The sequence below is a fragment of the Curtobacterium sp. YC1 genome (genome assembly GCF_016267665.1).
Taxonomy (GTDB): domain Bacteria; phylum Actinomycetota; class Actinomycetes; order Actinomycetales; family Microbacteriaceae; genus Curtobacterium.
This window is the reverse complement of record NZ_CP066341.1, coordinates 2445200-2468269: the sequence shown is the minus strand read 5'-3', so window position 1 is coordinate 2468269 and position 23070 is coordinate 2445200. Positions and strand designations below refer to the sequence as shown.

28 protein-coding genes are annotated in these 23070 nt (G+C 72.6%); 19 read left to right on the top strand and 9 right to left on the bottom strand.

Annotated features, from left to right (window positions below; all coding sequences use genetic code 11):
* Positions 1-139: 139 nt before the first annotated feature.
* Together I8920_RS11620 and I8920_RS11615 are read left to right on the top strand one after the other, a co-directional pair.
* Complete coding sequence (locus I8920_RS11620; RefSeq protein ID WP_198656487.1) at positions 140-1123, top strand: magnesium and cobalt transport protein CorA; 984 nt, start codon at positions 140-142, stop codon at positions 1121-1123.
* Positions 1124-1200: 77 nt separating this feature from the next.
* Entirely contained in the window at positions 1201-3312 is a 2112-nt protein-coding gene (locus I8920_RS11615; RefSeq protein ID WP_198656486.1) for an alpha-galactosidase, read from the top strand.
* A gap of 104 nt (positions 3313-3416) precedes the next feature.
* Here I8920_RS11615 and I8920_RS11610 read toward each other — a convergent pair whose 3' ends face one another.
* Complete coding sequence (locus tag I8920_RS11610) at positions 3417-4235, bottom strand: helix-turn-helix domain-containing protein (protein ID WP_198656485.1); 819 nt, start codon at positions 4233-4235, stop codon at positions 3417-3419.
* Between the two features lie 164 nt (positions 4236-4399).
* On the opposite strand from I8920_RS11610, the gene I8920_RS11605 reads away from it, so the two are divergent.
* The 5 genes from I8920_RS11605 to I8920_RS11585 all read left to right on the top strand — a co-directional run bounded on the left by I8920_RS11605 (position 4400) and on the right by I8920_RS11585 (position 8468).
* On the top strand, positions 4400-5683 hold the full coding sequence (locus tag I8920_RS11605; protein WP_198656484.1) for a chloride channel protein: 1284 nt from the start codon (positions 4400-4402) through the stop codon (positions 5681-5683).
* Positions 5684-5777: 94 nt separating this feature from the next.
* Positions 5778-5990 (top strand): Rv0909 family putative TA system antitoxin, encoded by a 213-nt coding sequence (locus I8920_RS11600; protein ID WP_198656483.1) that lies wholly within the window; start codon positions 5778-5780, stop codon positions 5988-5990.
* A 143-nt stretch (positions 5991-6133) separates the two neighbouring features.
* Positions 6134-7426 (top strand): aminotransferase class V-fold PLP-dependent enzyme, encoded by a 1293-nt coding sequence (locus I8920_RS11595; RefSeq protein WP_198658740.1) that lies wholly within the window; start codon positions 6134-6136, stop codon positions 7424-7426.
* Positions 7423-7872: a Fe-S cluster assembly sulfur transfer protein SufU gene (sufU, locus tag I8920_RS11590; protein ID WP_198656482.1), complete on the top strand. Its 450-nt coding sequence runs from the start codon at positions 7423-7425 to the stop codon at positions 7870-7872. The genes I8920_RS11595 and sufU overlap by 4 nt, the downstream gene beginning before the upstream one ends.
* A 125-nt stretch (positions 7873-7997) precedes the next feature.
* Positions 7998-8468, top strand: a complete 471-nt coding sequence (locus I8920_RS11585) for a GNAT family N-acetyltransferase (RefSeq protein WP_198656481.1) — start codon at positions 7998-8000, stop codon at positions 8466-8468.
* Here I8920_RS11585 and I8920_RS11580 read toward each other — a convergent pair.
* From I8920_RS11580 to I8920_RS11570, 3 genes are all read right to left on the bottom strand, one after another.
* Positions 8461-9276, bottom strand: coding sequence for a hypothetical protein (locus I8920_RS11580; RefSeq protein ID WP_198656480.1), 816 nt, complete (start codon positions 9274-9276; stop codon positions 8461-8463). The genes I8920_RS11585 and I8920_RS11580 overlap by 8 nt on opposite strands.
* A gap of 78 nt (positions 9277-9354) precedes the next feature.
* Complete coding sequence (locus I8920_RS11575; protein WP_198656479.1) at positions 9355-9810, bottom strand: GNAT family N-acetyltransferase; 456 nt, start codon at positions 9808-9810, stop codon at positions 9355-9357.
* Between the two features lie 102 nt (positions 9811-9912).
* Positions 9913-10362, bottom strand: a complete 450-nt coding sequence (locus I8920_RS11570; protein WP_198656478.1) for a MarR family winged helix-turn-helix transcriptional regulator — start codon at positions 10360-10362, stop codon at positions 9913-9915.
* Between the two features lie 61 nt (positions 10363-10423).
* Here I8920_RS11570 and I8920_RS11565 point away from each other — a divergent pair, with 61 nt between their 5' ends.
* The 3 genes from I8920_RS11565 to I8920_RS11555 all read left to right on the top strand — a co-directional run bounded on the left by I8920_RS11565 (position 10424) and on the right by I8920_RS11555 (position 12972).
* Positions 10424-10792 carry a VOC family protein gene (locus tag I8920_RS11565; protein WP_198656477.1) on the top strand — a complete coding sequence of 123 codons (369 nt, stop codon included), beginning with the start codon at positions 10424-10426 and terminating at the stop codon, positions 10790-10792.
* Positions 10793-11072: 280 nt separating this feature from the next.
* Entirely contained in the window at positions 11073-12476 is a 1404-nt protein-coding gene (locus tag I8920_RS11560; protein ID WP_198656476.1) for an LLM class flavin-dependent oxidoreductase, read from the top strand.
* A 4-nt stretch (positions 12477-12480) separates the two neighbouring features.
* Complete coding sequence (locus tag I8920_RS11555; RefSeq protein ID WP_198656475.1) at positions 12481-12972, top strand: GNAT family N-acetyltransferase; 492 nt, start codon at positions 12481-12483, stop codon at positions 12970-12972.
* Here I8920_RS11555 and I8920_RS11550 read toward each other — a convergent pair.
* The 3 genes from I8920_RS11550 to I8920_RS11540 all read right to left on the bottom strand — a co-directional run bounded on the left by I8920_RS11550 (position 12957) and on the right by I8920_RS11540 (position 15070).
* Positions 12957-13760 (bottom strand): SGNH/GDSL hydrolase family protein, encoded by an 804-nt coding sequence (locus tag I8920_RS11550; RefSeq protein WP_232832726.1) that lies wholly within the window; start codon positions 13758-13760, stop codon positions 12957-12959. The two genes, I8920_RS11555 and I8920_RS11550, sit on opposite strands and share 16 nt — an antisense overlap.
* 128 nt (positions 13761-13888) lie before the next feature.
* On the bottom strand, positions 13889-14452 hold the full coding sequence (locus tag I8920_RS11545) for a VOC family protein (protein WP_225557346.1): 564 nt from the start codon (positions 14450-14452) through the stop codon (positions 13889-13891).
* A 96-nt stretch (positions 14453-14548) separates the two neighbouring features.
* The gene (locus I8920_RS11540) at positions 14549-15070 is read right to left on the bottom strand and encodes an SRPBCC family protein (protein ID WP_198656474.1); all 522 of its coding nucleotides are present in this window, start codon (positions 15068-15070) and stop codon (positions 14549-14551) included.
* A gap of 74 nt (positions 15071-15144) precedes the next feature.
* On the opposite strand from I8920_RS11540, the gene I8920_RS11535 reads away from it, so the two are divergent.
* The 4 genes from I8920_RS11535 to epsC all read left to right on the top strand — a co-directional run bounded on the left by I8920_RS11535 (position 15145) and on the right by epsC (position 18942).
* Complete coding sequence (locus I8920_RS11535; protein ID WP_198656473.1) at positions 15145-16182, top strand: dipeptidase; 1038 nt, start codon at positions 15145-15147, stop codon at positions 16180-16182.
* Positions 16183-16263: 81 nt separating this feature from the next.
* Positions 16264-17280 carry a PDDEXK nuclease domain-containing protein gene (locus I8920_RS11530; RefSeq protein WP_198656472.1) on the top strand — a complete coding sequence of 339 codons (1017 nt, stop codon included), beginning with the start codon at positions 16264-16266 and terminating at the stop codon, positions 17278-17280.
* A gap of 142 nt (positions 17281-17422) precedes the next feature.
* On the top strand, positions 17423-18361 hold the full coding sequence (gene cysK, locus I8920_RS11525; RefSeq protein WP_198656471.1) for a cysteine synthase A: 939 nt from the start codon (positions 17423-17425) through the stop codon (positions 18359-18361).
* Positions 18358-18942: a serine O-acetyltransferase EpsC gene (epsC, locus tag I8920_RS11520; RefSeq protein ID WP_232832725.1), complete on the top strand. Its 585-nt coding sequence runs from the start codon at positions 18358-18360 to the stop codon at positions 18940-18942. Before cysK ends, epsC begins: the two co-directional genes overlap by 4 nt.
* A gap of 298 nt (positions 18943-19240) precedes the next feature.
* On the opposite strand, the gene I8920_RS11515 is transcribed toward epsC, so the two are convergent.
* Complete coding sequence (locus tag I8920_RS11515) at positions 19241-19540, bottom strand: excalibur calcium-binding domain-containing protein (RefSeq protein ID WP_198656470.1); 300 nt, start codon at positions 19538-19540, stop codon at positions 19241-19243.
* Positions 19541-19679: 139 nt separating this feature from the next.
* Here I8920_RS11515 and I8920_RS11510 point away from each other — a divergent pair, with 139 nt between their 5' ends.
* The 5 genes from I8920_RS11510 (at position 19680) to I8920_RS11490 (ending at position 21960) form a co-directional block, all read left to right on the top strand.
* On the top strand, positions 19680-20075 hold the full coding sequence (locus tag I8920_RS11510) for an MmcQ/YjbR family DNA-binding protein (protein WP_198656469.1): 396 nt from the start codon (positions 19680-19682) through the stop codon (positions 20073-20075).
* A gap of 132 nt (positions 20076-20207) precedes the next feature.
* Positions 20208-20357 carry a hypothetical protein gene (locus tag I8920_RS11505; protein WP_198656468.1) on the top strand — a complete coding sequence of 50 codons (150 nt, stop codon included), beginning with the start codon at positions 20208-20210 and terminating at the stop codon, positions 20355-20357.
* Between the two features lie 9 nt (positions 20358-20366).
* Positions 20367-20921: an RNA polymerase sigma factor gene (locus tag I8920_RS11500; RefSeq protein ID WP_198656467.1), complete on the top strand. Its 555-nt coding sequence runs from the start codon at positions 20367-20369 to the stop codon at positions 20919-20921.
* Positions 20918-21649 carry a hypothetical protein gene (locus tag I8920_RS11495; RefSeq protein ID WP_198656466.1) on the top strand — a complete coding sequence of 244 codons (732 nt, stop codon included), beginning with the start codon at positions 20918-20920 and terminating at the stop codon, positions 21647-21649. Before I8920_RS11500 ends, I8920_RS11495 begins: the two co-directional genes overlap by 4 nt.
* Entirely contained in the window at positions 21646-21960 is a 315-nt protein-coding gene (locus I8920_RS11490; protein WP_198656465.1) for a hypothetical protein, read from the top strand. The genes I8920_RS11495 and I8920_RS11490 overlap by 4 nt, the downstream gene beginning before the upstream one ends.
* A gap of 87 nt (positions 21961-22047) precedes the next feature.
* On the opposite strand, the gene I8920_RS11485 is transcribed toward I8920_RS11490, so the two are convergent.
* Complete coding sequence (locus tag I8920_RS11485) at positions 22048-22920, bottom strand: phospholipase (protein WP_198656464.1); 873 nt, start codon at positions 22918-22920, stop codon at positions 22048-22050.
* Between the last annotated feature and the right edge of the window lie 150 nt (positions 22921-23070).

Here is a 23070-nt window from a genome sequence, read left to right as displayed (position 1 = left end):
ATGACCTGCACGGTAGACGCCGGCCGGGGGACCGCGCGCACCGCGCGTCCAGCGGAGCGGGGGACGGGCCGCAGGCGGCGGGGCGGGCCCGCGCCGCGCCTCCCGTCCGTCCACGCGATGTGCTGCGTACGGTGGTCGCGTGAGCGTCGAACTGAACACCGTCTACATCGACCGGATCGCCCCGATCGCGAGCCCGTCCCTCGACGACACCTTCCGGATGCTCGACGAGCAGGGCGCCAGCGCGTGCATCGTGCTGCACGAGCCGGACGCCCAGGAGCTCGGCGACGTCGCGGTCGCCCTCGGCCTGCACGAACTGGCCGTCGAGGACTCCGCCGAGGGCCACCAGCGCCCCAAGCTCGAGCGCTACGGCTCGACGCTGTTCGTCGTGCTGAAGCCGGCGCTGTACAACGACCGGCAGGAAGAAGTGGCCTTCGGCGAGGTGCACGCCTTCGTGGGGGAGCGCTTCTTCCTGGCCGTCGTCAAGGCCGACCCCCGTGGCCCGCAGACCGTGCCGCGGGCGCTGCAGCGGATGAGCGGCAAGCCGGGGCTGGTGACGGTGGGGCCGCAGGCGCAGCTCTGGGCACTCATGGACTCGATCGTCGACGGGTACGTCCCGGTCATCGACGGGCTCGAGGAGGACATCAACCAGATCGAGGACCAGCTGTTCTCCGGTGAGGCCGGGGTGTCCCGCCGGGTGTACGAGCTGTTCGGCGAGGTCGTCGACTTCCAGCGGGCCGCCCGACCGCTCATCCACATCATCGAGAACCTGCACCGCGGCGCCGAGAAGTACCACCTACCGGTCGAGATGCAACGCCGGTTCCGCGACGTCCTCGACCACGCCATCCGGACCGTGGAGCGGCTCGACACCTTCCGGCAGCTGCTGCAGAACGCGCTGACGGTCGACTCCACCCTGGCGGCGCAGAAGCAGAACGACGACACCAAGCGGATCTCGGGCTGGGCGGCGATCCTGTTCGCACCGACCCTGATCGCCGCGATCTACGGCATGAACTTCACCCACATGCCCGAGCTCGGGTGGACGTGGGGCTACCCGCTGTCGATCCTGGCGATGATCCTGTTCGCGGCGATCCTGTACGTGGTGTTCAAGGTCAAGCGCTGGTTCTGAGCCGCGCCGCCCGCGGAGTTGCGACGGGCACCCCGACCGGCGAGGCTCGGGGTGCAACGACGCCGACTGGAGCCCGCATGCCGCACGACCTCGTCCACCTGACCGCCGGGGGCGTGTCCCTGGTCCTCGACTGCCGCGGTGCCGCCCTGCCCGCCGTCGTGCACTGGGGCGCTGCGCTCGGACCACTCGACGAGGCGGCCCTCACCGCGCTCGCCGACGCCGACGTCGCCCCGGTCGCCCCGAACGAGATGGACGAGCCCGTCCGCCTGGCGCTGCTGCCGGAACCGCACCGCGGCTGGACGGGCCGACCGGGTCTCGCCGGACACCGTGACGGCCACGACTGGGCACCGGCGTTCACCGTGACCGCGCTCGACGTGACCGACACCACGCTCACCGCTCACGCCGTCGACACCACCGCCGGGCTGGCCGTCCGGCTGACGGTCGAGATGCTCGACTCCGGACTCGTCCGCGCCCGGGCCGCCGTGACGAACACCGCCGCGGGCGTCTACACCGTCGACGACCTCACCGTGGCGATGCCGATCCCGTCCGGTGCGCGCGAGATCCTGGACTTCGCCGGGCGCTGGGGCAAGGAACGGACGCCGCAGCGCCGCGAACTCGTCGTCGGCACCCACCAGCGCGAGGGACGGAAGGGCCGGACCGGTGCGGACGCCGCCACGGTGCTGACGGTCGGGGAGCCCGGCTTCGGGTTCGCCCACGGCCGGGTGTGGGGCGTACACACGGCGTGGAGCGGCAACCACCGCCACCACGCCGAGCGGCTCAGCACCGGTCGGCAGGTCGTGGGCGGCGGCGAGCTCCTGCTGCCCGGCGAGGTGCGGCTCGGACGCGACGAGTCGTACGAGGGGCCGTGGGTGTACTTCGCGCACGGCGACGGCCTCGACGACCAGGCGCGGCGCTTCCACCGCTGGCTGCGCAGCCGTCCGCAGCACCCCAGCTCCCCGCGCCCCGTCACGATCAACGTGTGGGAAGCCGTCTACTTCGACCACGACCTCGCCCGGCTGGTCGACCTCGCCGAGCGGGCTGCGGCACTCGGCGTGGAGCGGTACGTGCTCGACGACGGCTGGTTCCGCGGTCGGCGCGACGACCACGCGGGCCTCGGCGACTGGTACGTCGACGAGGACGTCTGGCCGGACGGCCTCGGCCCCCTGGTCGACCGCGTCCGCGCACTCGGCATGCAGTTCGGGCTGTGGTTCGAGCCCGAGATGGTCAACGAGGACAGCGACCTCGCCCGCGCCCACCCCGAGTGGTTCATGCAGGCGGACGGCCGGTTGCCCGTCCGGTCGCGCGACCAGCAGGTGCTCGACCTCGCGATCCCCGAGGCGTACGAGTACGTGCTCGAACGCATGACCGCGATCATCGGCGAGTACGGCGTCGACGCCGTCAAGTGGGACCACAACCGTGACCTCGTCGACGCCGGGTTCCCCGGGGGCGGCGCCGCCGTGCACGAGCAGACGCTCGCCACCTACCGCCTCATGGCGACGCTCGGACAGCGGTTCCCGTCGCTCGAGATCGAGTCGTGCTCGTCCGGTGGTGCCCGCGTCGACCTGGGTGTCATCGAGCACACCAGCCGGGTGTGGGTGTCCGACGACATCGACCCCCTGGAGCGGCAGCACATGCACCGGTGGACGCAGCAGCTCCTGCCGCCGGAGATGCTCGGCGCGCACGTCGCGAGCGGGCGGAACCACACCACCGGCCGCGTCCACGACCTCGCGTTCCGTGCCGGCACCGCCCTGGTCGGGCACCTCGGCATCGAGTGGGACCTGGCCCGGGCGAGCCCGGCCGAGTCCGCGGAGCTCGCCGAGTGGATCGCGCTGTACCGCGAGGTCCGCGGTCTGCTGCACGGCGGCGACCTGGTGCGCTCGGACGAGACCGACCCGTCCCGACTGGTGTACGGCTCCGTCGCCCCCGACCGACGGAGCGCGGTGTTCTTCCTGGCGAGCACCGGCCGCTCCGACGTGTCGGGCACGGGCCGGGTCACGTTCCGCGACCTCGACCCGGACGCCGAGTACCGCGTCGACCCGGTCGTCATCGGTGACGGTCACGGGCTGGTCCGACCGCCGTGGTGGTCCGGCGAGCGGGTGTTCCGCGGACGGGTGCTCGGCACCGTCGGTCTGCAGCCGCCGCTCATGCCGGCCGACTGCGTGGTCCCGTTCCGGGTGACGGCCGTCTGACCGCGGGCGGTCGGTGCGCGGTCTGGAGGCACGGTGCGGCTCCGCGGGGACCGCTCGGGCCGGGTGGGCGGCCCGGTCGACGGCTCGGCTGTGGCGGCCCCTCCTCAGACGGTCGCGCGAGCTTCGACTGCCGGGGCCAGCTTCGCCTGCACGTACGGGGCCCACGCGGTCCGCAGCGCGGTGAACGCCCCCGCGGCGACGACGACGAGCAGGACGGCGGTCGCGGCGGCGATCCAGAGGCCCTGACCCCGGCCGGGTTCGATCAGCGCGACGACGATGAGCGGCAGCGGCGAGGACACCCACATCGCGCAGGCGACCGCCGTCGCCCGGGTGCGCTGCCGTCGGTGGACGCCCTCGAGGCGCTCGGCCCACCGCAGCGCCCGCGCGCCGAACCGCACCCGTTCCTGGCGGATCGGCAGGAACGGGGACAGCCGGCCGGACGCCCGGACGAGGTGGAGCGTCGCGACCAGGGCGATCGCGAGCAGCGCCCCGAGCCCGATCGCGATGGCGACCTCGACGCTCGTGGGGACGAGGCCGGCGTCGGCCCCCGCGATCAGCAGCACGACCGGGGCCGGCGACGTCACGAGCAGGGCCACCCCGAGGGCGATGTCGCGCCAGGCACTCCGCGCTGCGTCGGCGAAGTGCCGAGCAGCAGCGTCGTCCCCGGCGGCCGGACCGCCGGTGTCGTCGATGTCGTCGGTGCTGCCAGCGTTGCCGGTGTCGTCGCGCTCGGCGCGTTCCGCGACGAGGTCACGGAGCGGGACCTCGAGTGCCCCGGCCAGACGCGACAGGGTGTCGAGGCTCACGTCGTTCCCCGCCTCGAGCCGCTGGACGGTCCGGACCGTCACCCCGCTGACCTCGGCCAGGCGTTCCTGTGTCCAGCCCCGCTCGGTCCGCAGCCCGACGATCCGTGTCTCGCTCATGTCGCCCACAGTACGAGCGACGCGCGTCCGGCCCCACGCTCGCGACCCGACAGAGAGCCGAAATCCACCCGACAGGGCGCGGGTCCGCGGGCCGTCGGCGTGTCCGAGCGCCGACGCGGTGGCCTCCGGCGCTCCCCGGTGAGCCCACCCACTAGGCTTCCGGCATGCCGCACTCCGGTCTCGCGACCCCTGTCTGGGCGGTCAAGCTCGCGGTCATCACCGCCCTGGTCGGCATCTCGGGCGGCATCGCGGGGATCGCGGTCTGGCTCGCCCTGCAGCTCATCCAGTTCGTCGCGTTCGGGTACGGCTTCGGCGGGCACCTCGAGGCCGCCGACGCGCCGTCCGGCCTGAACCGGTTCCTGGCGATCACCGCCGCCGGTGTGCTGACGGGGGTCGCGTGGTGGGCACTCCGACGCTGGGGGCGGTCGATCGTCTCGGTGACCGCCGCGGTCGACGGGGCCCGGATGCCGGCACTCGCAACGCTCGCCAACGCGGGCATCCAGATCCTCGCCGTGGGGCTCGGCGCGTCCATCGGCAAGGAGGTCGCGCCGCGCGAGGTCGGGGCCTGGCTCGCCCAGCTCGTCACGCGCCGCGCCGGCCTCACGCCACGCGAGACCCGGATCCTCGTGGCGTGCGGAGCGGCCGCCGGTCTCGCGGCGGTCTACGACGTGCCCCTCGGCGGCGCCCTGTTCGCGGTGGAGGTCCTGCTCGGCGAGATCAGCCTGGCGACCGCGCTGCCCGCGTTCGCGACGAGTGCGGTCGCGGCGATCGTCGCCCGACTCGTGATCCCGGACGAGGTGCTCTACGACGTCCCGACGATGCACCTGACCCCGTCGCTGCTGGTGTGGGCGATCGTCGTCGGCCCCGTGCTCGGGCTGGCCGGGGTCGGGTTCGTCAAGCTGACGAACCGGCTGCAGGGGATCGCGCCGAAGGGCTGGCACCTGCTCGTCGTGCTGCCCGTCGTCTTCGCGCTGGTCGGGCTCATCGCCATCCCGTTCCCGGAGATCCTCGGCAACGGCCGCGCGCTCGGGCTCGTGGCGATGAACACCGCGCTCGACGACGACCCGTTCGCCGGGCTCTCGCCGATCGTCCTGCTCCTGCTGCTCGGTGTGCTGCGCACCGTGACGACCACGGCCACCATCGGCGGGGGCGCGGTGGGCGGCACCCTGACGCCCTCGATCGCGATCGGCGCGGCGATCGGCGGCGGGCTGGGCGGTGCCTGGCTGCTGCTCTGGCCCGCCGACGGTCCGAGCTTGGCGGCATTCGCCTTCGTCGGTGCTGCGGCGTTCCTCGCCACGACGATGCGCGCACCCTTCACGGCGCTCGTGCTCGTCGTCGAGTTCACGCAGCAGGGCGTCGACATCCTGGTGCCCTCGTTGCTGGCGATCTCCGGTGCCGTCGCCGTCGGCCACGTCCTGGCCCGCCGCCGCAGCGCCCAGATGGTGTGAAGACCCCGAACGTTCCGGTACGCGCGTCGTGGGCTCGGCCTACGCTCGGCGGCACGACGGAGCGACGGGCTCCGCACCGACACGAGGAGCAGCGATGGCGGCGTTCGATGACATCACCAAGAAGGCGCAGGCGTTCCTGCAGGACGGCAAGGTCCAGGACGCCCTGAAGAGCGAGCGCGCCGAGGGCGTCAGCGACAAGGTGCTCGGCGGCGTGGCCGACGCCGTCAAGAAGGCGACCGGCGGCAAGTACGACGAGAAGATCGACGGCGCCCGCGACGCAGCGGACAAGAAGCTCGGCAACGAGTAGCCGACGGCCCACCGTCGACGCGCGCTGCCCCGGACCGCTCCGGCCCGGGGCTGCGCCGTGCCGACTGGACGGCGTCGGGAACAACGGCCACCATTGACGGGTTGTCGTGGACGGCAACACCAGGAGGACGAGACGTGACAGTCGTGGCGCCGAACCAGCCGCTCACCGAGACCGAGGTCGCAGCGATCAAGCGGGACTTCCCGATCCTCGCGCAGGACGTGAACGGGCAGCCGCTGGCGTACCTGGACTCCGGCGCGACGGCTGAGCGCCCGCGCCAGGTCCTCGACGCCGAGCGTCGGTTCCTCGAACACGACAACGCGGCCGTGCACCGTGGGGCCCACACGCTCGCGGCGCTCAGCACCGACGCCTACGAGGACGCCCGTGCCACCGTCGCCGGGTTCATCGGTGCCGCCGCCCCGACCGAGGTCGTGTGGACGGCGAACGCCACCGATGCCCTGAACCTCGTCGCCCACGGCATGGCGAGCGCCAGTGCCGGCCGCGGCGGGCCGGACGCCGCGCGCTTCCGCCTGGGTGCGGGCGACGAGATCCTGGTCACCGAGGCGGAGCACCACGCCAACCTCGTGCCGTGGCAGGAGCTCGCCGCGCTGACCGGTGCGACGCTGCGCTGGATCCCGGTCGCCGACGACGGCACGTGGACCGCGGACGACGCCGCCGCGCTCATCACCGACCGCACGAAGGTCGTCGCGTTCTCGCACGTCTCGAACGTCACGGGCATGGTCGCGCCCGTCGAGCAGATCGTCGGGCTCGCGCACGCCCGCGGTGCCCTCGTCGTGCTCGACGCCTGCCAGTCCGCCCCGCACCGTCCCCTCGACGTGCAGCAGCTCGGCGTCGACTTCGCCGCGTTCTCCGGGCACAAGATGCTCGGCCCGAACGGGATCGGGGTGCTGTGGGGTCGCGGCGACCTGCTGAACGCCCTGCCACCGTTCCGCACCGGCGGTTCGATGATCACCACCGTGACGATGGAGGGCTCGGAGTTCATGCCCGCGCCCGAGCGGTTCGAGGCCGGCACGCAGCCCGTGTCCCAGGCCGTCGCCCTCGCCGAGGCCGTCCGCTACCTGCAGGGCATCGGCATGGAACGTGTCCGCGCCCACGAGGAGCACCTCGCCCGTCGCATGCTCGACGGTCTCGCCGCCGTCCCGGGCATCCGCGTCGTCGGCCCGCCCGCCGGCGTGCCACGGTCCGGCCTGGCGGCGTTCGACGTCGAGGGCGTGCACGCCCACGACGTCTCCCAGTACCTGGACGCGCAGGGCATCGCCGTCCGGTCCGGGCACCACTGCGCCCAGCCCCTGCACCGACGCCTCGGCCTGACCGCCACGAGCCGCGCGAGCACCTACGTCTACACGACCGAGCACGACGTCGACCGGTTCATCGCAGCCGTCGCCGAGGTCCGCGACTACTTCGGAGCATCCGCGTGAACACCCTCGACTCCCTGTACCAGCAGGTCATCCTCGACCACGCGAAGGCCCGGCACGGTGACGGCGAACTGCCCGACGCCGACGCCTCGCACTTCGAGCGCAACCCCACGTGCGGCGACGAGATCACCGTCAGCCTGCGGCTCGAGCCCGGCACGGACCGCATCGCCGGGCTCGCCTGGCAGGGCGACGGCTGCTCGATCTCGATGGCCTCGGCGTCCGTCCTCACCGACATGGCCGTGGGCCGGACCGTCCCGGAGCTCCTCGCGCTCACCGACGAGTTCCGCACCATGATGCGCTCGCGCGGCGTCGGCGAGCCCGACGAGGACGTCCTCGAGGACCTCGTCGCCTTCCACGGCGTCTCGAAGTTCGTCATGCGCGTCAAGTGCGGCATGCTCGCCTGGGTGGCGGCGGAAGCCGCCGCGCGCGAGGCGACCGCGTCCCGCTGAGCCAGGTGCGGCTCGCGATCGCGACCACCTGACGGACGGGAGGCCCGGTGCGGGTCCGCCCCGCGCCTCCCGTCAGCAGCTGGTCGCCCGCAGGGCTCGGACAGGACGACCACGCAGGGGGCGTGATGATCTTCGAGACGGAGCGACCCGGCGCAGCGCGCGCCGACGCGATCGTGCGGGCCTACCTGACCGAGGTCGCGTCGAGGTGGTATGGGCGGGCGGCGACGTCGGCCGAGATCGACCAGGCACACGCCGAGGAGCCGTACGACGACCTGCAGGGGGACACCGGGGCGTTCGTCGTCGTCTCGGACGGGGGAGCGGCAGTCGCCTGTGCCGGCGTGCGCTTCGTGGGTGGCATCGGCGAGCTGACGAAGGTGTTCACGCTGCCGGAGCACCGTGGCCGAGGCATCGGTTCGGCGCTGCTGCGGCACGTCGAGGGCGTCTGCCGAGAACGCGGGTTCGCGTCGTTGCGCCTGGACACCCGCGCCGAGCTCGCCGAGGCCTGTGCGCTCTACGAACGGCTCGGGTTCGTCCGGGTGGCGCCGTTCAACGACGATCCGTACTCCGACCGCTGGTACGCCAAGCGGCTCAGCTGACCGCGCCGATGTCGCGGAGCGCGTCGCCGACGGTGATGCGCTCGTCGTGTTCCTGCGCCCGCGCCCACCGCTCGTGTGCGAGGCGGACGGTGGCGGCGTCGAGGCCGAGGAGCTCGTACAGGCCGTCGAGTTCTCGGGGAACCAGGTCCGCGAGCGGTAGGGGGAACTTCCGATCGGGGCTGGCGTAGCCCTGCTGGGCGAGCTGCTCGAGCACGTCCGGGTCGGTCTCACGGGCCTCCATGAGCAGCACGACGGTCCGGGACCGGGTCGTCCCGGACAGGAACACCGACCGGACGTTCGCGTCGGGGTCTGTCGCGAGGGCGATCTCGACGGCCAGCGGGAGGTCCTCGGTGCCGGCGAGTTCCCAGCGCTGGCTCGTGTCGCCCTGGATCGCCGTGAGCATGTCCGGGTGGACTCCGAAGCCGCGCTCGCCCCGGTCCGGCGTCGACGACGTCGCACGCGGGTCGTCGCTGACCCGCGCCGACGGGAAACCGACCCCGGCGTAGACGGTGTGGGCGATCGGCAGGAACTGGAGCGCCTCGTGGAGTGCGGTGGCGGCGTCCTGCACCGCTGGGGCGGTCACGTCGCCGTCCGCGTCGTCGAGCGCCCTGGCGTAGCCGGACAGCGCGGTGTGCTGCTTGTCGACCGCCCCGGCGAACATCTCCTTGCCCCGGGCGGTGTCACCGAGGAGCCGGGGGTCCAGGTGCAGTGTGACCGCGCTCGGGTCCTGCAGGTGGCCGCGGGGCGTGCCGCCGCTCGACATCGTGAAGCTGAAGGTCTCGTCGTCGTGTTCGCCGGTCTCGGTCACGTCGCTGACGCTACCGGCTCAGGGGAGCGTGGCGACGAGCCTCCGCGCGCCGGACGGCCGAGGTCGTCGACGAGCAGCTCAGTGCGCTCCCTGGCATGCTCGATCGGCGGCCCGCAGCGTCATGAACACGTCGACGCCGTCGTCGGTGTCGAGCACGAAGCCGTGGCGTTCGTAGAGTCGGCGAGCGGGGCTGCCCACCAGCACGTTGAGGCGCGTCGGGCCGTCGTGCAGTTGGTCGAGGACGGTGCGCAGCACTCTCGATCCGACCCCTCGCCCCTGGACGTCGGGCGCGAGGTAGAAGTGCTCGACCCAGCGGACGTCGCCCTCGACCCGGACGGTGATCGACCCGACGTCGCGGCCGTCGACCACGACGATGCGGGTCAGCTGCGGCTGGAACGCGTTGCGGAGTCGCTGCCGGACGCGCGTCTCGTCGAAGACACCGAGGCGTGTCAGGTCGTCGCGCAGCACCACGGCCCGGAGCTCGACGAGCCACTCGAGGTCCTCGGTGGTGCTGTCCCGCAGTGCGACGTCCATCCGATCAGCCTAGGGACCACGTCCGCCCACGGTCTGGCCCACGGGCCGGCGAGCAGGGCCAGGCCCAGGCGGAACGGTTCCGCATGCGTGCCTACCCGTGGGTCAGTCCTGCCGGCGGAGTGCCGTGACCATGCTCCGGAGGACCTGACGGGCGTCCGCCTGCTGCTGCTCGGTCAGCCCCTCGAGCATCCGCTGCTCGACACCGCGGACCGCGGCGCTCGCCTGCTCCAGGCTCCGACGCCCGCTCGCGGTCAGCTGCGTCGGCAGCGCCTTGCCGACGGACGGCTCACTGGCTCGCGTGACGAAGCCGTCCCGCTCCAGTGCTTGCAGCAGGACGTTCATCGACTGCCGGGTGACGAAGGTGCCGCGGGCGAGCTCGGAGTTCGACAAACCGGGGCGCTGCGCCAGCAGCTCGAGGCAGGAGTAGTGCGTGATCGTCATGCCCAGTGGTCGCAGGACGGCTTCCATGGATGCGCGCAGGGCGCTCGCCGTCTCCTTGAGCAGGTAACCGATCGACGTCTCGAGGTCGATGCCGTCTCCGTCTTGACGCATGTCAGTAGTCTGACATACGTTGGTGTGTGTCAGAAGACTGACACAACCGAAGGAGCACCACATGCCCGTCACCGGCCCCGACTTCATCTCCCTGCAGAGCCGCGACCTCGCCGCGTCGCAGGCGTTCTACGAGCAGTACCTCGGTCTCGTCCGCGCCCAGGCCGGGCCGCCGCACGCCGTCGTGTTCGAGACCTCGCCGATCGCGTTCGCCCTGCGCGACCTGGTGCCCGGGACCGATCTCGACGACGTGTCGCAGCCGGGCATCGGTGCCGCGATCTGGATGCACGCGACCGATGTGCAGGCGATCCACGACGCCCTGGCAGCCGACGGTCACCGCATCGTCTCGGCGCCGATCGACGGCCCCTTCGGTCGGACCTTCACGTTCGCCGACCCCGACGGCTACCACGTCACGCTCCACGACCGGGCCTGAGCCGCGGGAGCGATGTCACGTCGCACAACCGAAGTGCGCTCGCGCCGTGCGATCGCGCGGTTCCGGAGCACTTCGGTTGTGCGACGCGCATCCGCGCCGGGGGGCCGGCGGAGACACCCGCACCGCGCCGGGGACCCGGCGACCGGCGCGGCCGGCCACCCGCCCGGCCGGGGCGGCGGGGCGGAGGCGGGGCGGGCCTCCAGGCCGGTGCCGGAGCCGGCCCGTCACGCTTCGTCACGGTCCGTGACGGACGCGCGCGACCGACGTAGCGTCTCGACCCGTGAGCAGCAGCAGCGAGCACCGGCAGATCCGCTTCAACGCGTTCGACATGAACTGCGTGGCGCACCAGTCCTCCGGGCTGTGGCGGCACCCGCGCGACCGCTCGCGGGACTACCGCGACCTGAGCTACTGGACGGACCTGGCGAAGACGCTCGAGCGTGGGGCGTTCGACGGCATCTTCATCGCCGACGTCCTGGGCACCTACGACGTGTACGGCGGGTCGAACGAGGCCGCGCTCCGCACCGGGTCGCAGGTGCCCGTGAACGACCCGGTGCTGCTCGTGTCGGCGATGGCCTCGGTCACCGAGCACCTGGGCTTCGGCATCACGGCCGGCACCGCGTACGAGCACCCGTACCCGTTCGCCCGACGGATGTCGACGCTCGACCACCTGACGAAGGGCCGGGTCGGCTGGAACGTCGTCACCGGGTACCTGCCGAGCGCGGCGCGGAACATGGGGCAGGCCGACCAGTTGTCGCACGACGACCGCTACGACGTGGCCGACGAGTACCTCGAGGTCCTCTACAAGCTGTGGGAGGGCTCGTGGGAGGACGACGCCGTCGTCGCGGACCGCGACGCCGGGATCTTCACGGACCCCGCGAAGGTGCACCCGATCGAGCACCACGGCACGCACTTCGACGTCCCCGGGATCCACCTGTCCGAGCCGTCCGTGCAGCGCACGCCCGTCATCTACCAGGCGGGCGCGTCACCGCGCGGCATCCGCTTCGCCGCCGAGAACGCCGAAGCGGTCTTCGTGGGCGCACCGACCGTCGAGCAACTCGCGTCGACCGTCGCGAAGGTCCGTGACGCCCTGGAGGCAGCTGGTCGCGACCGGTACGCCGCCCGCGTCTACACACTGCTCACCGTGATCACGGACGCCACCGACGAGCTGGCCCAGGCGAAGTACGAGGACTACCTGTCGTACGCCTCGGAGCTCGGCGCCCTGGTGCTCAACTCGGGGTGGATGGGCGTCGACCTGTCGCAGTGGGACCTCGACGAGCCCCTCGGCGACGTCGAGTCGAACGCGATCCAGTCCGCCGCGGCGAACATCGCGGCAGCCACCGGCGAGGACGGGTCGTCGTGGACGATCCGCGACCTGGCCCGTCACACGGCGATCGGTGGTCTCGGCCCGGTGGCGGTCGGCGGGGGAGCGACCATCGCCGACCGGCTGCAGGAGATCCAGGAGCTGACCGACGTCGACGGCTTCAACCTGGCGTACGCGGTGACCCCGGGCACGTGGGAGGACGTCATCGAGTTCGTGATCCCGGAGCTCCGTGCCCGCGGGGCCTACCCGGAGGAGTACGCGCAGGGCTCGCTCCGGCAGAAGCTGCACGGACGGGGCGACCGGCTGCCCGAGGAGCACCGTGGGGCCTCGTTCAGGATCGGGAGCCGCGCCGCCGTAGGCTGAACGGATGATCGAATCGTCCGTGGTCGTGCGTCCTGCGAGCCCCGACGAGACGGACGCCTGCATCGACCTGTGGGCTGCCGCGGTCGCCGCACGGGACGGCGTCGGCGAGGACCCCGCGGTGCGGGAGCGCGCCCGGCAGAAGTTCGCGGCGGAGCACGTCGCCTGGCTGGTGGCGCCCGGTGACGACGGCACGGTCGACGGCTTCGTGCTCGTGACGGCGCCGGGCACCGGGCGTTCGACGGACCCGACGGACGCCGCCTACCTGTCGTTGCTCGCGGTGCGACCCGGCGTGCAGGCGCGGGGGCTCGGGCGGTCCCTGCTGTCCGAGGCGGTGCACGACGCGCGAGCTGCCGGTCACCCGCGCGTGGTGCTGCACGTGCTCGGCGACAACGACCGGGCGGTGCGCCTGTACGAGGCGGGTGGCTTCGTCGCGACGGGCGACGAGTTCGCACACGCCCTGAGCGGCGTCACGACCCGGGTCTACGTCGCGGGCTGATCCCGGCGGCCGCCCGACTGCGGTCCTGCGGGCTGTCCGACCGGGGTCCAGGTGGGGAAGGTGGCGGAGCGGCCGTCGCCGGACGACCGCCGCGTGACCCGGCGTCGGACCCACGGCAGGACGTGCTCCCGGTAGTAGCGCAGCTCCTCGCCGAGCCTCGCCCGGGACCTGCCGTCGTCGGTCGGTTCGACCGGTGCGGGCGCGTCGGTGACGGCGTGCAGGGCGAGTTCGGCGACGCGCTGGTGGCCGGTGGCGTTCATGTGCAGCCGGTCGTCCGACCAGAACTCCGCCCGCCGCAGGTGCGGGTCGCGCGAGACGTCGACGAACGGCAGGCCACGACGCCGGGCGAGCGTGCCGAGCGCCTCGGCCCAGGCGTTGCCACGGCGGTTGATGAGGGACCCGAGCGGCAGTCGAGCGCTCGGGTCGGCCGGGCTGAGGAGTGCCAGGCGGGCACCGGTGGCGGCGACCCGGTCGGCCGCTGCCTCGACGAGGGCGAGGAGCGCGGGGACGTCGTAGCCGGGGCGCAGCATGTCGTTGCCGCCGGCGCAGAACGTGATGAGCGTCGGCGCGGGGTCGAGCGCGAGCGCGGCCTCGAGCTGCCCGTCGATGACGCCCGCGAGCAACCGCCCGCGCACGGCGAGGTTGGCGTACGAGACGCCGGTGTCCGGCGCCGCGGCCATCCCGCTCGCGAGTCGTCCGGTCCAGCCGGGGAGCGGAGCGGGACCGGCGTCGCCGATGCCCTCCGAGAAGCTGTCGCCGATCGCGACGTAGCGGATGGTCTCGTGCATGGGTGCATCATCGTGCACATGGCTGTGCACGTTCTCTGTGTCGCCGCGAGCTTCGTGAGCAGGAATGGTCGGGTCGCCGTTCGGCACCCGACCATTTCTGCTCACGAAGGGCTCGTCTTTGCGTCGCGTCAGTGCACGGCGGGGGCCGGCACCGGGAAGACGTCGTCCGACATCGGCCACGGTGCCCACTTCGGGCGCGGTGCGTACAGCAGGTACGGCTGCGGCGTCGGGTAGCTCACCAGCTCGAGGGTCGACCCCCACGGCGTCCGCGTGTAGACGAAGCGGTTGCCGGTGCCGGCCTCGTCGCCGCGCAGGTCACGCGGGTCGGAGTTCCTGGTCCCTCCGGCTGCCTCGACCCGGGCGAGGGTCTCGTCCAGGTCGTCGGCGTACACCGCTAGGTGCTGCCAGCCGAGGTCCGACGGGTGCGCCGCGGTCCGCTGCTCCGGGCCGAGGTACTCGAACAGCTCCAGGCCCGGGCCCTCGGGCAGCGCGAGCATCCGCATGGCCCCCTGCGCCATCGTGCTCGGGATGCCGAGGTAGCCGTGCGCCTCGGCCGTGCCGTTCGGAGCCTCGTCACGACGCCGCATGTCGTACAGGACGACGGCGTCGAACGCCGCCTCGAAGAACGCCGTGGCCGCGTCGATGTCCGGCACCGTGACGCCCACGTGGTCGATCCTGATTCCCCTGCTCATGGTCGATTCCTACCATCGCGGCGGGCTCGCGATCCGCTCGGTCCGGTGGGCGTGCGTCATCGGTGCGGCAAGCCGCAGCGAGCAACGGTCTGGCGGCTACTGACCGGAGCTGCCCGGGCCGCCGGAGCCCCCCGAGCCGTCCGAGCCACTGGCACCACCGTGGCCGTCGGCGCGGAGCTCGGCAGCGAGCGAGGCGTTCCGGTCGGCGATCAGCCGTGGCATGTACCGACCGAGTGCGAGCACCTCGGCCAGGCGACCCAACGGGCCGAGCGGAGCGCGGAACGTGATCGTGTCGACCATGCGCGTGCCGCCGGCCGACGGCTCGAACCGGTGCTCGTGGTGGAAGCGGGCGAACGGACCACGGACCTGTTCGTCGACGAACCGGTGTGGGGCCTCCAGGGCGGTGATCCGGCTCGTCATCCGCCAGACGACCCCGAAGTGCCGCGCACGCCACGTCACGGTCTCGCCCAGGCCGATCGTCCCGGAGGTCGTGCCGGCCACGGCGCGCTCACCGCTCGCGGCCATCGACCGCTCGTGCGCGCCGACGTCGAGCGACAGCGCGAAGGCGCGCTCGGGGGAGCAGGCGAGCTCCGTCTCGCACCGGAACGAGACCGTCACCGGACCGGCCGGTCCGTCGACGTGTTCGTGGAGGTCACCCGGAGATCGTAGCGACGGGCGGTAGCGTCGCAGGCATGACGTTCGACGCGCTCCCGTTCCCGGTCATCGACGGCCACAACGACCTGCCGTGGGAGCGCCGCGAGTCCCACGACTCCGGCGTGGAGGGCATCGACACCGAGGCCGACTCGCTGCACACCGACATCCCGAAGCTCCGCGCCGGTGGCGTCGCGGGCCAGTTCTGGTCGGTGTTCGTCCCCGCCGACGACCCCGACCCGGTGCGCACGACCCTGCAACAGGTGGACCTTGCCCACCGGATCATCGAGCGGTACCCCGACGACCTCGCGTTCGCCCGGACCGCCGCCGAGGTGCGTGCCGCAATCGACACCGGTCGCATCGCGTCGTTGCTCGGAGCCGAGGGCGGGCACTCCATCGGTGACGACCTGGCCGTGCTCCGCACCCTCGCCCGGCTCGGCGTCCGGTACATGACGCTCACCCACAACGACGACACCCCGTGGGCGGACTCCGCGACGGGGGAGCGCGCGCACGGCGGCCTCACCGACCGCGGACGCCAGGTCGTCGCCGAGATGGAGCGGATCGGCATGCTCGTCGACCTGTCGCACACGGCGCCGACGACCATGCGGGACACACTCGACGTGGCGACCCAGCCGGTCGTCTTCAGCCATTCGTCCACGGTCGCGATCGACGACCACCCGCGGAACGTCCCCGACGACGTGCTCGCCCGGCTGGCCGACAACGGCGGCGTGGTCATGATCACCTTCGTGCCGAAGTTCGTGTCGCGGGCGTGGGCGGACTGGGAGGAAGGCGGCTCGGTCGGGGAACCGCCCCTGGTGACCGTTTCCGACGTCGCGGACCACGTGGAGCACGCCCGCGACGTCGCCGGTGCGGCGCACATCGGTCTCGGCGGCGACTACGACGGCACCCCGGTGCTGCCGCCGGACCTGCGGGACGTGTCGCGGTACCCGGTGCTCGCGGCGGAGCTCGAACGACGTGGCTGGGGCGGGTCCGACCTGCGGGCGCTCGCCGGGGGCAACGTGCTGCGGGTGCTCGAGGCGACGGACGAGCGGTTCGTGCGGACGTCGCTCGCGCGCTGACCCGGACCGGGCGAATGCCTCGCATCCGTCGTCCATACCGATTCGTGGACAGCCAGCCTGTCGCCCGTCCACCATCGGCGGATGACCGATGACGCCGCACTGCCGAACGAGTACGCCGAGACCCTCCGGTCGATCCGAGACCGCGTGACGGCGACGAGAGGGCGGGTGCAGCTCGCGGCGAACGCTCACCTCGTCCACCTGTACTGGTCGATCGGTTCGGTGTTGCTCGAGCGGTCGAGGGCCGGACGTTGGGGGAGCGGGGTGCTCAACCGGCTGGCTGCGGACCTGCGCACCGAGTTCCCCTCGATGAAGGGGCTCTCGGCGACCAACCTGAAGTACATGCGGCAGTTCGCGGCGACGTGGCCTGACGAAGCGGCAATCGGTCCACAGCGTGTGGACCAATTGCCCTGGGGGCACATCCGAGCGCTCCTCCCGGAGACTGACCCCGACCGACGCGCTCGGTACGTCGAGGCTGCCGTCGAGAACGGCTGGTCGCGGAACGTCCTGGTCCACAACCTCCGGTCCCAAGCGCTCGAGCGGTCGGGGGTGCAGACGACGAACTTCAGTCGTCTCCTCGATGAGGACGACGCGACGCTCGCGCAGCAGATCACCCGCGACCCGTACGTCCTCGACTTCCTGGCCGTGGACGGCGACCGCGACGAGCGCGCCATCGAGTCCGCGATGGTGGACCGCATCGCGGACACCCTCCGCGAGCTCGGCTCGGGGTTCGCCTTCGTCGGCCGCCAGGTGCACTTCGACGTCGACGGGAGCGACTTCTTCGTGGACCTGCTCTTCTTCCACGTGGAGCAACTGCGCTACGTGGTCGTCGAACTCAAGAGGGGGGAGTTCCGCCCCGATCACGTGGGTCAGCTCTCCTTCTCCGTCGCCCTCGTGGACGCACGACTGCGCCGAGCGCGGCACGCCGAGACCGTCGGGCTCCTGCTCGTCGCCGGCAAGAACGACGCGGTGGTCCGGTACTCGCTCGGCGCCTCGAACGCGCCGGTCGGCGTCGCGTCGTACGACCTCCTTCCACCCGAGATCCGGCAGGCGCTGCCGACCGAGGCGCAGCTGCAGCGTGCGCTGCGCGGACGCGCGTGAGACCCGGCCTGGAGGCGCGACCCGCGTCCGGCGCGGAGCGCCCGTCACGGACAGGACCACGCTGGGTCCGGTCGCTAGGATCGGGCGCACACCGCGCCTCCAGGAAGAGCGATGCGCGACTGACCCGCAGAGGACGGACCGGATGAGCGGCACCATCTACGAGAACATCTCCCAGGCGTTCGGCAACACCCCCCTCGTCAAGCTGAACCGCCTGCCGAAGGCCGGCGGTGCAGAGGTCCTCGCCAAGCTCGAGTTCTACAACCCCGGCGCGAGCGTCAAGGACCGTCTGGGCGTCGCGATCATCGACGCGGCCGAGGAGTCCGGCGAACTGCAGGCCGGTGGCACCATCGTCGAGGGCTCGTCGGGCAACACCGGCATCGCGCTCGCCCTGGTCGGTGCCGCCCGCGGCTACCGCGTCGTCATCACGATGCCCGAGACGATGAGCGTCGAGCGCCGTGCGGTCATCCGCGCCTACGGTGCCGAGATCGTCCTGACCCCCGGGCCGGAGGGCATGAAGGGTGCGGTGGCGAAGGCCGAGTCGATCGTCGCCGAGACGCCGGGCGCGATCCTCGCCCACCAGTTCGAGACGGCAGCGAACGCCGCGATCCACCGGAAGACGACGGCGGAGGAGATCCTCCGCGACACCGAGGAGCACGTCGACGTGTTCGTCGCGGGCGTCGGCACCGGCGGCACGATCACGGGTGTCGGCCAGGTGCTGAAGGAGCGGGTGCCCGGCGTGCAGATCGTCGCGGTCGAGCCGAAGGACTCGCCCCTGCTCACCGAGGGCAAGGCCGGGCCGCACAAGATCCAGGGCATCGGCGCGAACTTCGTGCCCGAGGTGCTCGACCGCAGCGTCATCGACGAGGTGTTCGACGTCGAGCTCGATGACGCGCTCCGCGTGGCCCGCGCCCTGGCGACGGAGGAGGGGATCCTGTCCGGCATCTCGTCCGGCGCGATCATCCACGCTGCGCTCGAGATCGCGGCCCGCCCCGAGAACGCCGGCAAGCGGATCGTCGCCATCGTGTGCGACACCGGGGAGCGCTACCTGTCGACGGTGCTCTTCGAGGGGCTCACTGCGTGAGTCGAACCGGGCGCCGGGGTGTGCTGCGGACGGTCCGCGAGGACCTGGCCGCAGCACGCCGCGGCGACCCCGCTGCCCGGGGCGACCTGGAGAACGCGCTCCTGTACCCGGGCCTGCACGCCGTCTGGACGCACCGGCTCACGCACCGGTTGTGGATCGCCGAGGGGCTGCCCGGAGCACGCTTCGTCGCGCGGCTGCTCGGGCAGGTCGCCCGGGCGGTGACGGGGATCGAGATCCACCCCGGGGCACGCATCGGTCGCCGCTGCTTCATCGACCACGGGATGGGTGTCGTGATCGGCGAGACCGCAGTGGTCGGCGACGACGTGCTCGTGTTCCACGGCGTGACGCTCGGCGGTCGCGGGTTGGAGCACGGTCCGGGAACACGACGGCACCCCGTGGTGGGGGACCGCGTGGTGCTCGGTGCCGGGTCCTCGCTCATCGGGGCGATCACCGTGGGGTCGGACTCCGTCGTCGGAGCGAACACCGTCGTGACGAAGGACGTGCCGGCAGGGTCGGTGGTCACCGGGGTGGCTGGTACCGCGCGGCCGCGGACGGGGCACGAGGGCGTTCCGTCGCTCTGAGTGGTCCGGGAGACGCCGTCGTGGCAGCGTCACGCCGTCGTGTCAGCGCGACGAACGTCTCGTCGAGATGACGCCGGCGTCGTGGCCGTCCGTCGCGTCGAGATGACGCCGGTGTCTCGGATCGACGCCGCCGAAGGCCCGAGACGCCGCCGGTTCTGACGGCGTCTCGAGCGCATGACGGCGTCTCGGTCACACGACGACGACGGCGTCTCGGTCACACGACGACGACGGCGTCTCGGTCACACGACGACGACGGCGTCTCACGCCCACGACGGCGTCATGTGCGGTGGAGAGCGGGTCAGCTCTTCTCGCAGGCGATGCCGTCCTTGTCGCGGTCGAGCTTCGTGTTCGCCTTGTACAGCGCGTCGTCCTTCTTCACCGTGCCCTTGAGCGCGCGGTAGGTGGCCTTGCCGCCGGAGACGACCTTGTTCTTCTTGACGGACTTCTTCGCGATGCCGCCCGAGTAGACCTTGTGGACGGCGGAGCAGTTGGCGTACGCCTTCGGGGCCGCCTGCGCGGTCGTGGCGCCGCCGACGACGACGGAGGTCGCGAGGACAGCGGTGGCGGCGGCGAGGCCGAGGGTTCGGGTGATGCGCACGGGTTCCCCCTGGAACTGGTGGTGATCGCCGGGGCGACCGCCGCGTCGGGTGCGCGGCGTGGGAATCCTACGACGTGATCGGTCCTCACGACCCGCCCCCGAACGGGTGGGTGTCGGCGGCCTGCGGCAGGCTGTGCGCATGGACGGCGAGCAGCTGCACGAGGTCGCGATCCGCACGGCGGCGGGGCTGCCGGCGGCCGTCGAGACCCAGCCCTTCGGCGAGGGGGCGATCGTGCACAAGGTCGTCGGCAAGATGTTCGTGATGGTCACCGAGGTCCGCGGCGTCCCGATCGTCAACCTCAAGTGCGCGCCGCCGCACGGAGCCGCCCTGGTGCGCGACCACGCCGAGATAACCCCCGGCTGGCACATGAACAAGCGGCACTGGATCACGCTGTCGCCGGGCGACGGGATCGACGAGACCCTGGTCGAGGACCTCGTCGCCAACGCGTACGACCTGGTGGTCGCCGGGCTGCCCGTGGCGAAGCGTCCGATCGACCCGTCCCGGGGCACGCCGCCGGCCCGAGCGACCGACTGACCGGAAGCCCCGAGCGGCTGACCGGCCGGAAGCCCCGAGCGGCCGTCCGACAGCAGATCCCGAACGCGCGTGTGACGAACGGGCCGCGGCCTCCGTCTCATCGGTACCGGACCACCCGACCGAGGAGACCACATGGCACGCACCGACCCCGTCACCAGGAGCACGCGCTCCCACCCGCTGGCGCAGACCCGTGTCCGGTCCCTCGCCGCGCGGCCCGTCGGTCCGCTGCGCGTGGTCCCGGCCGCCGGGCGCACCCAGCCGATCACCACCCGTCACCAGTAGAAGGAACGCGTGCACCAGCAGTCCCTCGCCGAGCTCGACGACGCGGTCCTCGCCGGCCGGTCGTCCGACGGCGACGTCCGGGCCTTCGAGGTCCTGATCCGCCGCCACACCCCGCTGCTCCGCGCCTACGCCCGTCGCACACTCGGTTCGACCGACGAGCTCGACGACGTGGTGCAGGAGACCTTCATCACCGCCTGGGACCGGCTGGACGGCCTCGACGACCCGGCGCGCGTGAAGGCTTGGCTGATGCGCATCCTCAGCCGGAAGTGCCTCGACCGCATCCGTGCCCGCCGCGTCCACGACGACGTCACGGAGCTCGAGGTCGCCGCGCCGGCAAACGACGCCCCGGAGCGGGTCGCCGAGGCGCGCTCCCGCGAAGAGGCCGCCGAGCGGGCGCTGGCCGAACTCCCGGAAGCGCAGCGACGGTGCTGGATCATGAAGGAGGTGCTCGAGTACCGGTACGACGAGATCGCCGCCGAACTCGACCTGCCACCGTCGACGGTCCGGGGCCTGCTGTCCCGAGCGAGGAAGAACATGATCCGACTCATGGAGGGATGGCGATGAGCGACCACGACGGCATCCGACCGGACGGCCCCGACGCCTCCGACACGACGGACCTGCCCGACAGCCCCGAGGCACTCGACGCGCTCGAGCCCGGCGACCTGGACGGCCACTCGATCGACGAGCTCGCCGACTACCTCGACGCCGGCATGCAGCCGGCCGACCCCAGCATCGACGATTCGCCGGCCTGTCAGAACGCCCTCGCGGCGATCATCCGCGTCCGGCACGCCTCGCTCCGATCGCTCGAGGCGGCGGCTCGCGACGAGGCCCCGGCCGACGAGTCGTGGATCGGCAACGTCCTGGCGAACATCTCGATCGAGTCCCGCTCCGGTCGTGACGTGCCGCTGCGGCCGCTGTCGGAGACCGAGCACCCCGTGATGACCGAGGGTGCCATCCGTTCGCTCATCCGGCGCACGGGTGACGGCGTGCCCGGTGTGCTCGTGGCCCGGTGCCACCTGGACGGCGACGTCACCGAGTTGGCCTCGCCGGTCCGGGTGGTCGTCGAGATCGCCATCGCCACCGGCCCGTCGATCCCCGCGACCGCCGAGCTCGTGCGGACCGCGGTCGCCGGCACCCTGGCGGAGCAGACCGACCTGCTCGTCGAGGCGATCGACGTGGTCGTGCGCGACCTGCTGCCGGAGCACCCGGCCGAGCACGAGCACCAGGCCCACCAGCGAGCCGAGCACGACCACGAGACGACCCACGGAAGCGATCAGGAGGAGGCCCGATGAGCGCCACCGACGAGACCCTCGCCGCGATCGAGGCCGCCGTCACCGAGGTCCCGGGCGTCACCGACCTGTACCGCGCCCGCCCGACGGTCGCGAGCGCCGTGCAGGCCGTCCGCAGCATCGCCACGAACGCCGGCCCGCTCCTCCGTACCGTCGTGGACGACGACGGCGTCCTGCGCGTGGTCATCGGCACCGACGGCGTCCGCCCGGCCCCCGAGGTCGCCCGCGCCGTGCACGACGCCGCCCTCGCGACCGCGACGGCCCTCGGCCTGTCCCTCAGCCGCGTCGACGTGCGCGTCGCGCGGGTGGGGTGAACCGGACCACACCGACGGACGGGAGGCCCGCGGCGGATCCGCCACGGGCCTCCCGTCCGTCACCGGTCGCGGTCGCGACCGCGGGGATCAGTAGAAGTTGTTCGCCTGCGAGTGCGCCCACGCGGCGCACGGGGTGCCGTACGCGGCGCTGATGTACTGCAGGCCCCAGGTGATCTGGGTGGTCGCGTTCGTGCGCCAGTCCGAGCCGGCGGTCGCCATCTTCGAGCCGGGGAGCGCCTGCGGGATGCCGGTCGCGCCGCCGTTCGCGTTGACGGCCTGGTAGTCCCACCCGGACTCCTTGGTCCACAGGTTGTCGAGGCACTGGAACTGGTCGGCCCCCCAGCCGTACTCGGCGGACGCCATCGAGGTCGCCGTCGCCTTCGCGCCGGCCACGGTGTTGCCCGCGGCGAGCTTGCGCGCGGCCTCGGCGGCCTCGGCTGCTGCGCGCTCGTCGGCGGCGGCCTTCGCTGCCGCCGCGGCCTTCGCATCGACGTCCCGCTTGTCCTGGGTGGCGCTCGCCTGGGCGACGTGCGTCGTGGAGGCGACCGTCGTCGAGATCCGCGTGGTCAGGGCGGCACCGGACAGCTCCGGGTAGTCCCGCAGGGCGTCGACGCGGCGCTCGAGCGCCGAGGTGTCGACCTTGTCGTTCGCGGTCTGCATGACGGTCTTCGCCGTGGTGATCGTCGCGGCGGCCTGCGCGCGGTCGAGTGCGGTGCCGTGCAGCGCCGGCTGCGGGGTCGACGACGCGCTCGCGGTGCCGGACGGGACGCCGAGGGCCTCGCCGATGGCGGGCTGGGTGCCGACGGTCAGCGCACCGCCGGCGACGGCCAGGACGGCCACGCCGCCGGCGACCAGGGTCGCCCGGTGCCGCAGGGCACGGCGCAGCCGCCGGGACGGGGTGTTCAGCGCCTGACGTCGGGTCGAGGCGGTGGTGCTGGGGAGCTCGGGGGTGTGTCGCATCGGTTCCGGTGGGTCGGCGGCTCGCGGGTGGCGCTCCGGGACACGTCGGGGGTGGTCGATCGTGCGGGCGTGACGGGCGTCGGTGACGTCGTCATCGGGGGAGGCCGCGGGCCGGTGGGGACCGGACGGTGGGGTGGGGCCCGTCCGTCC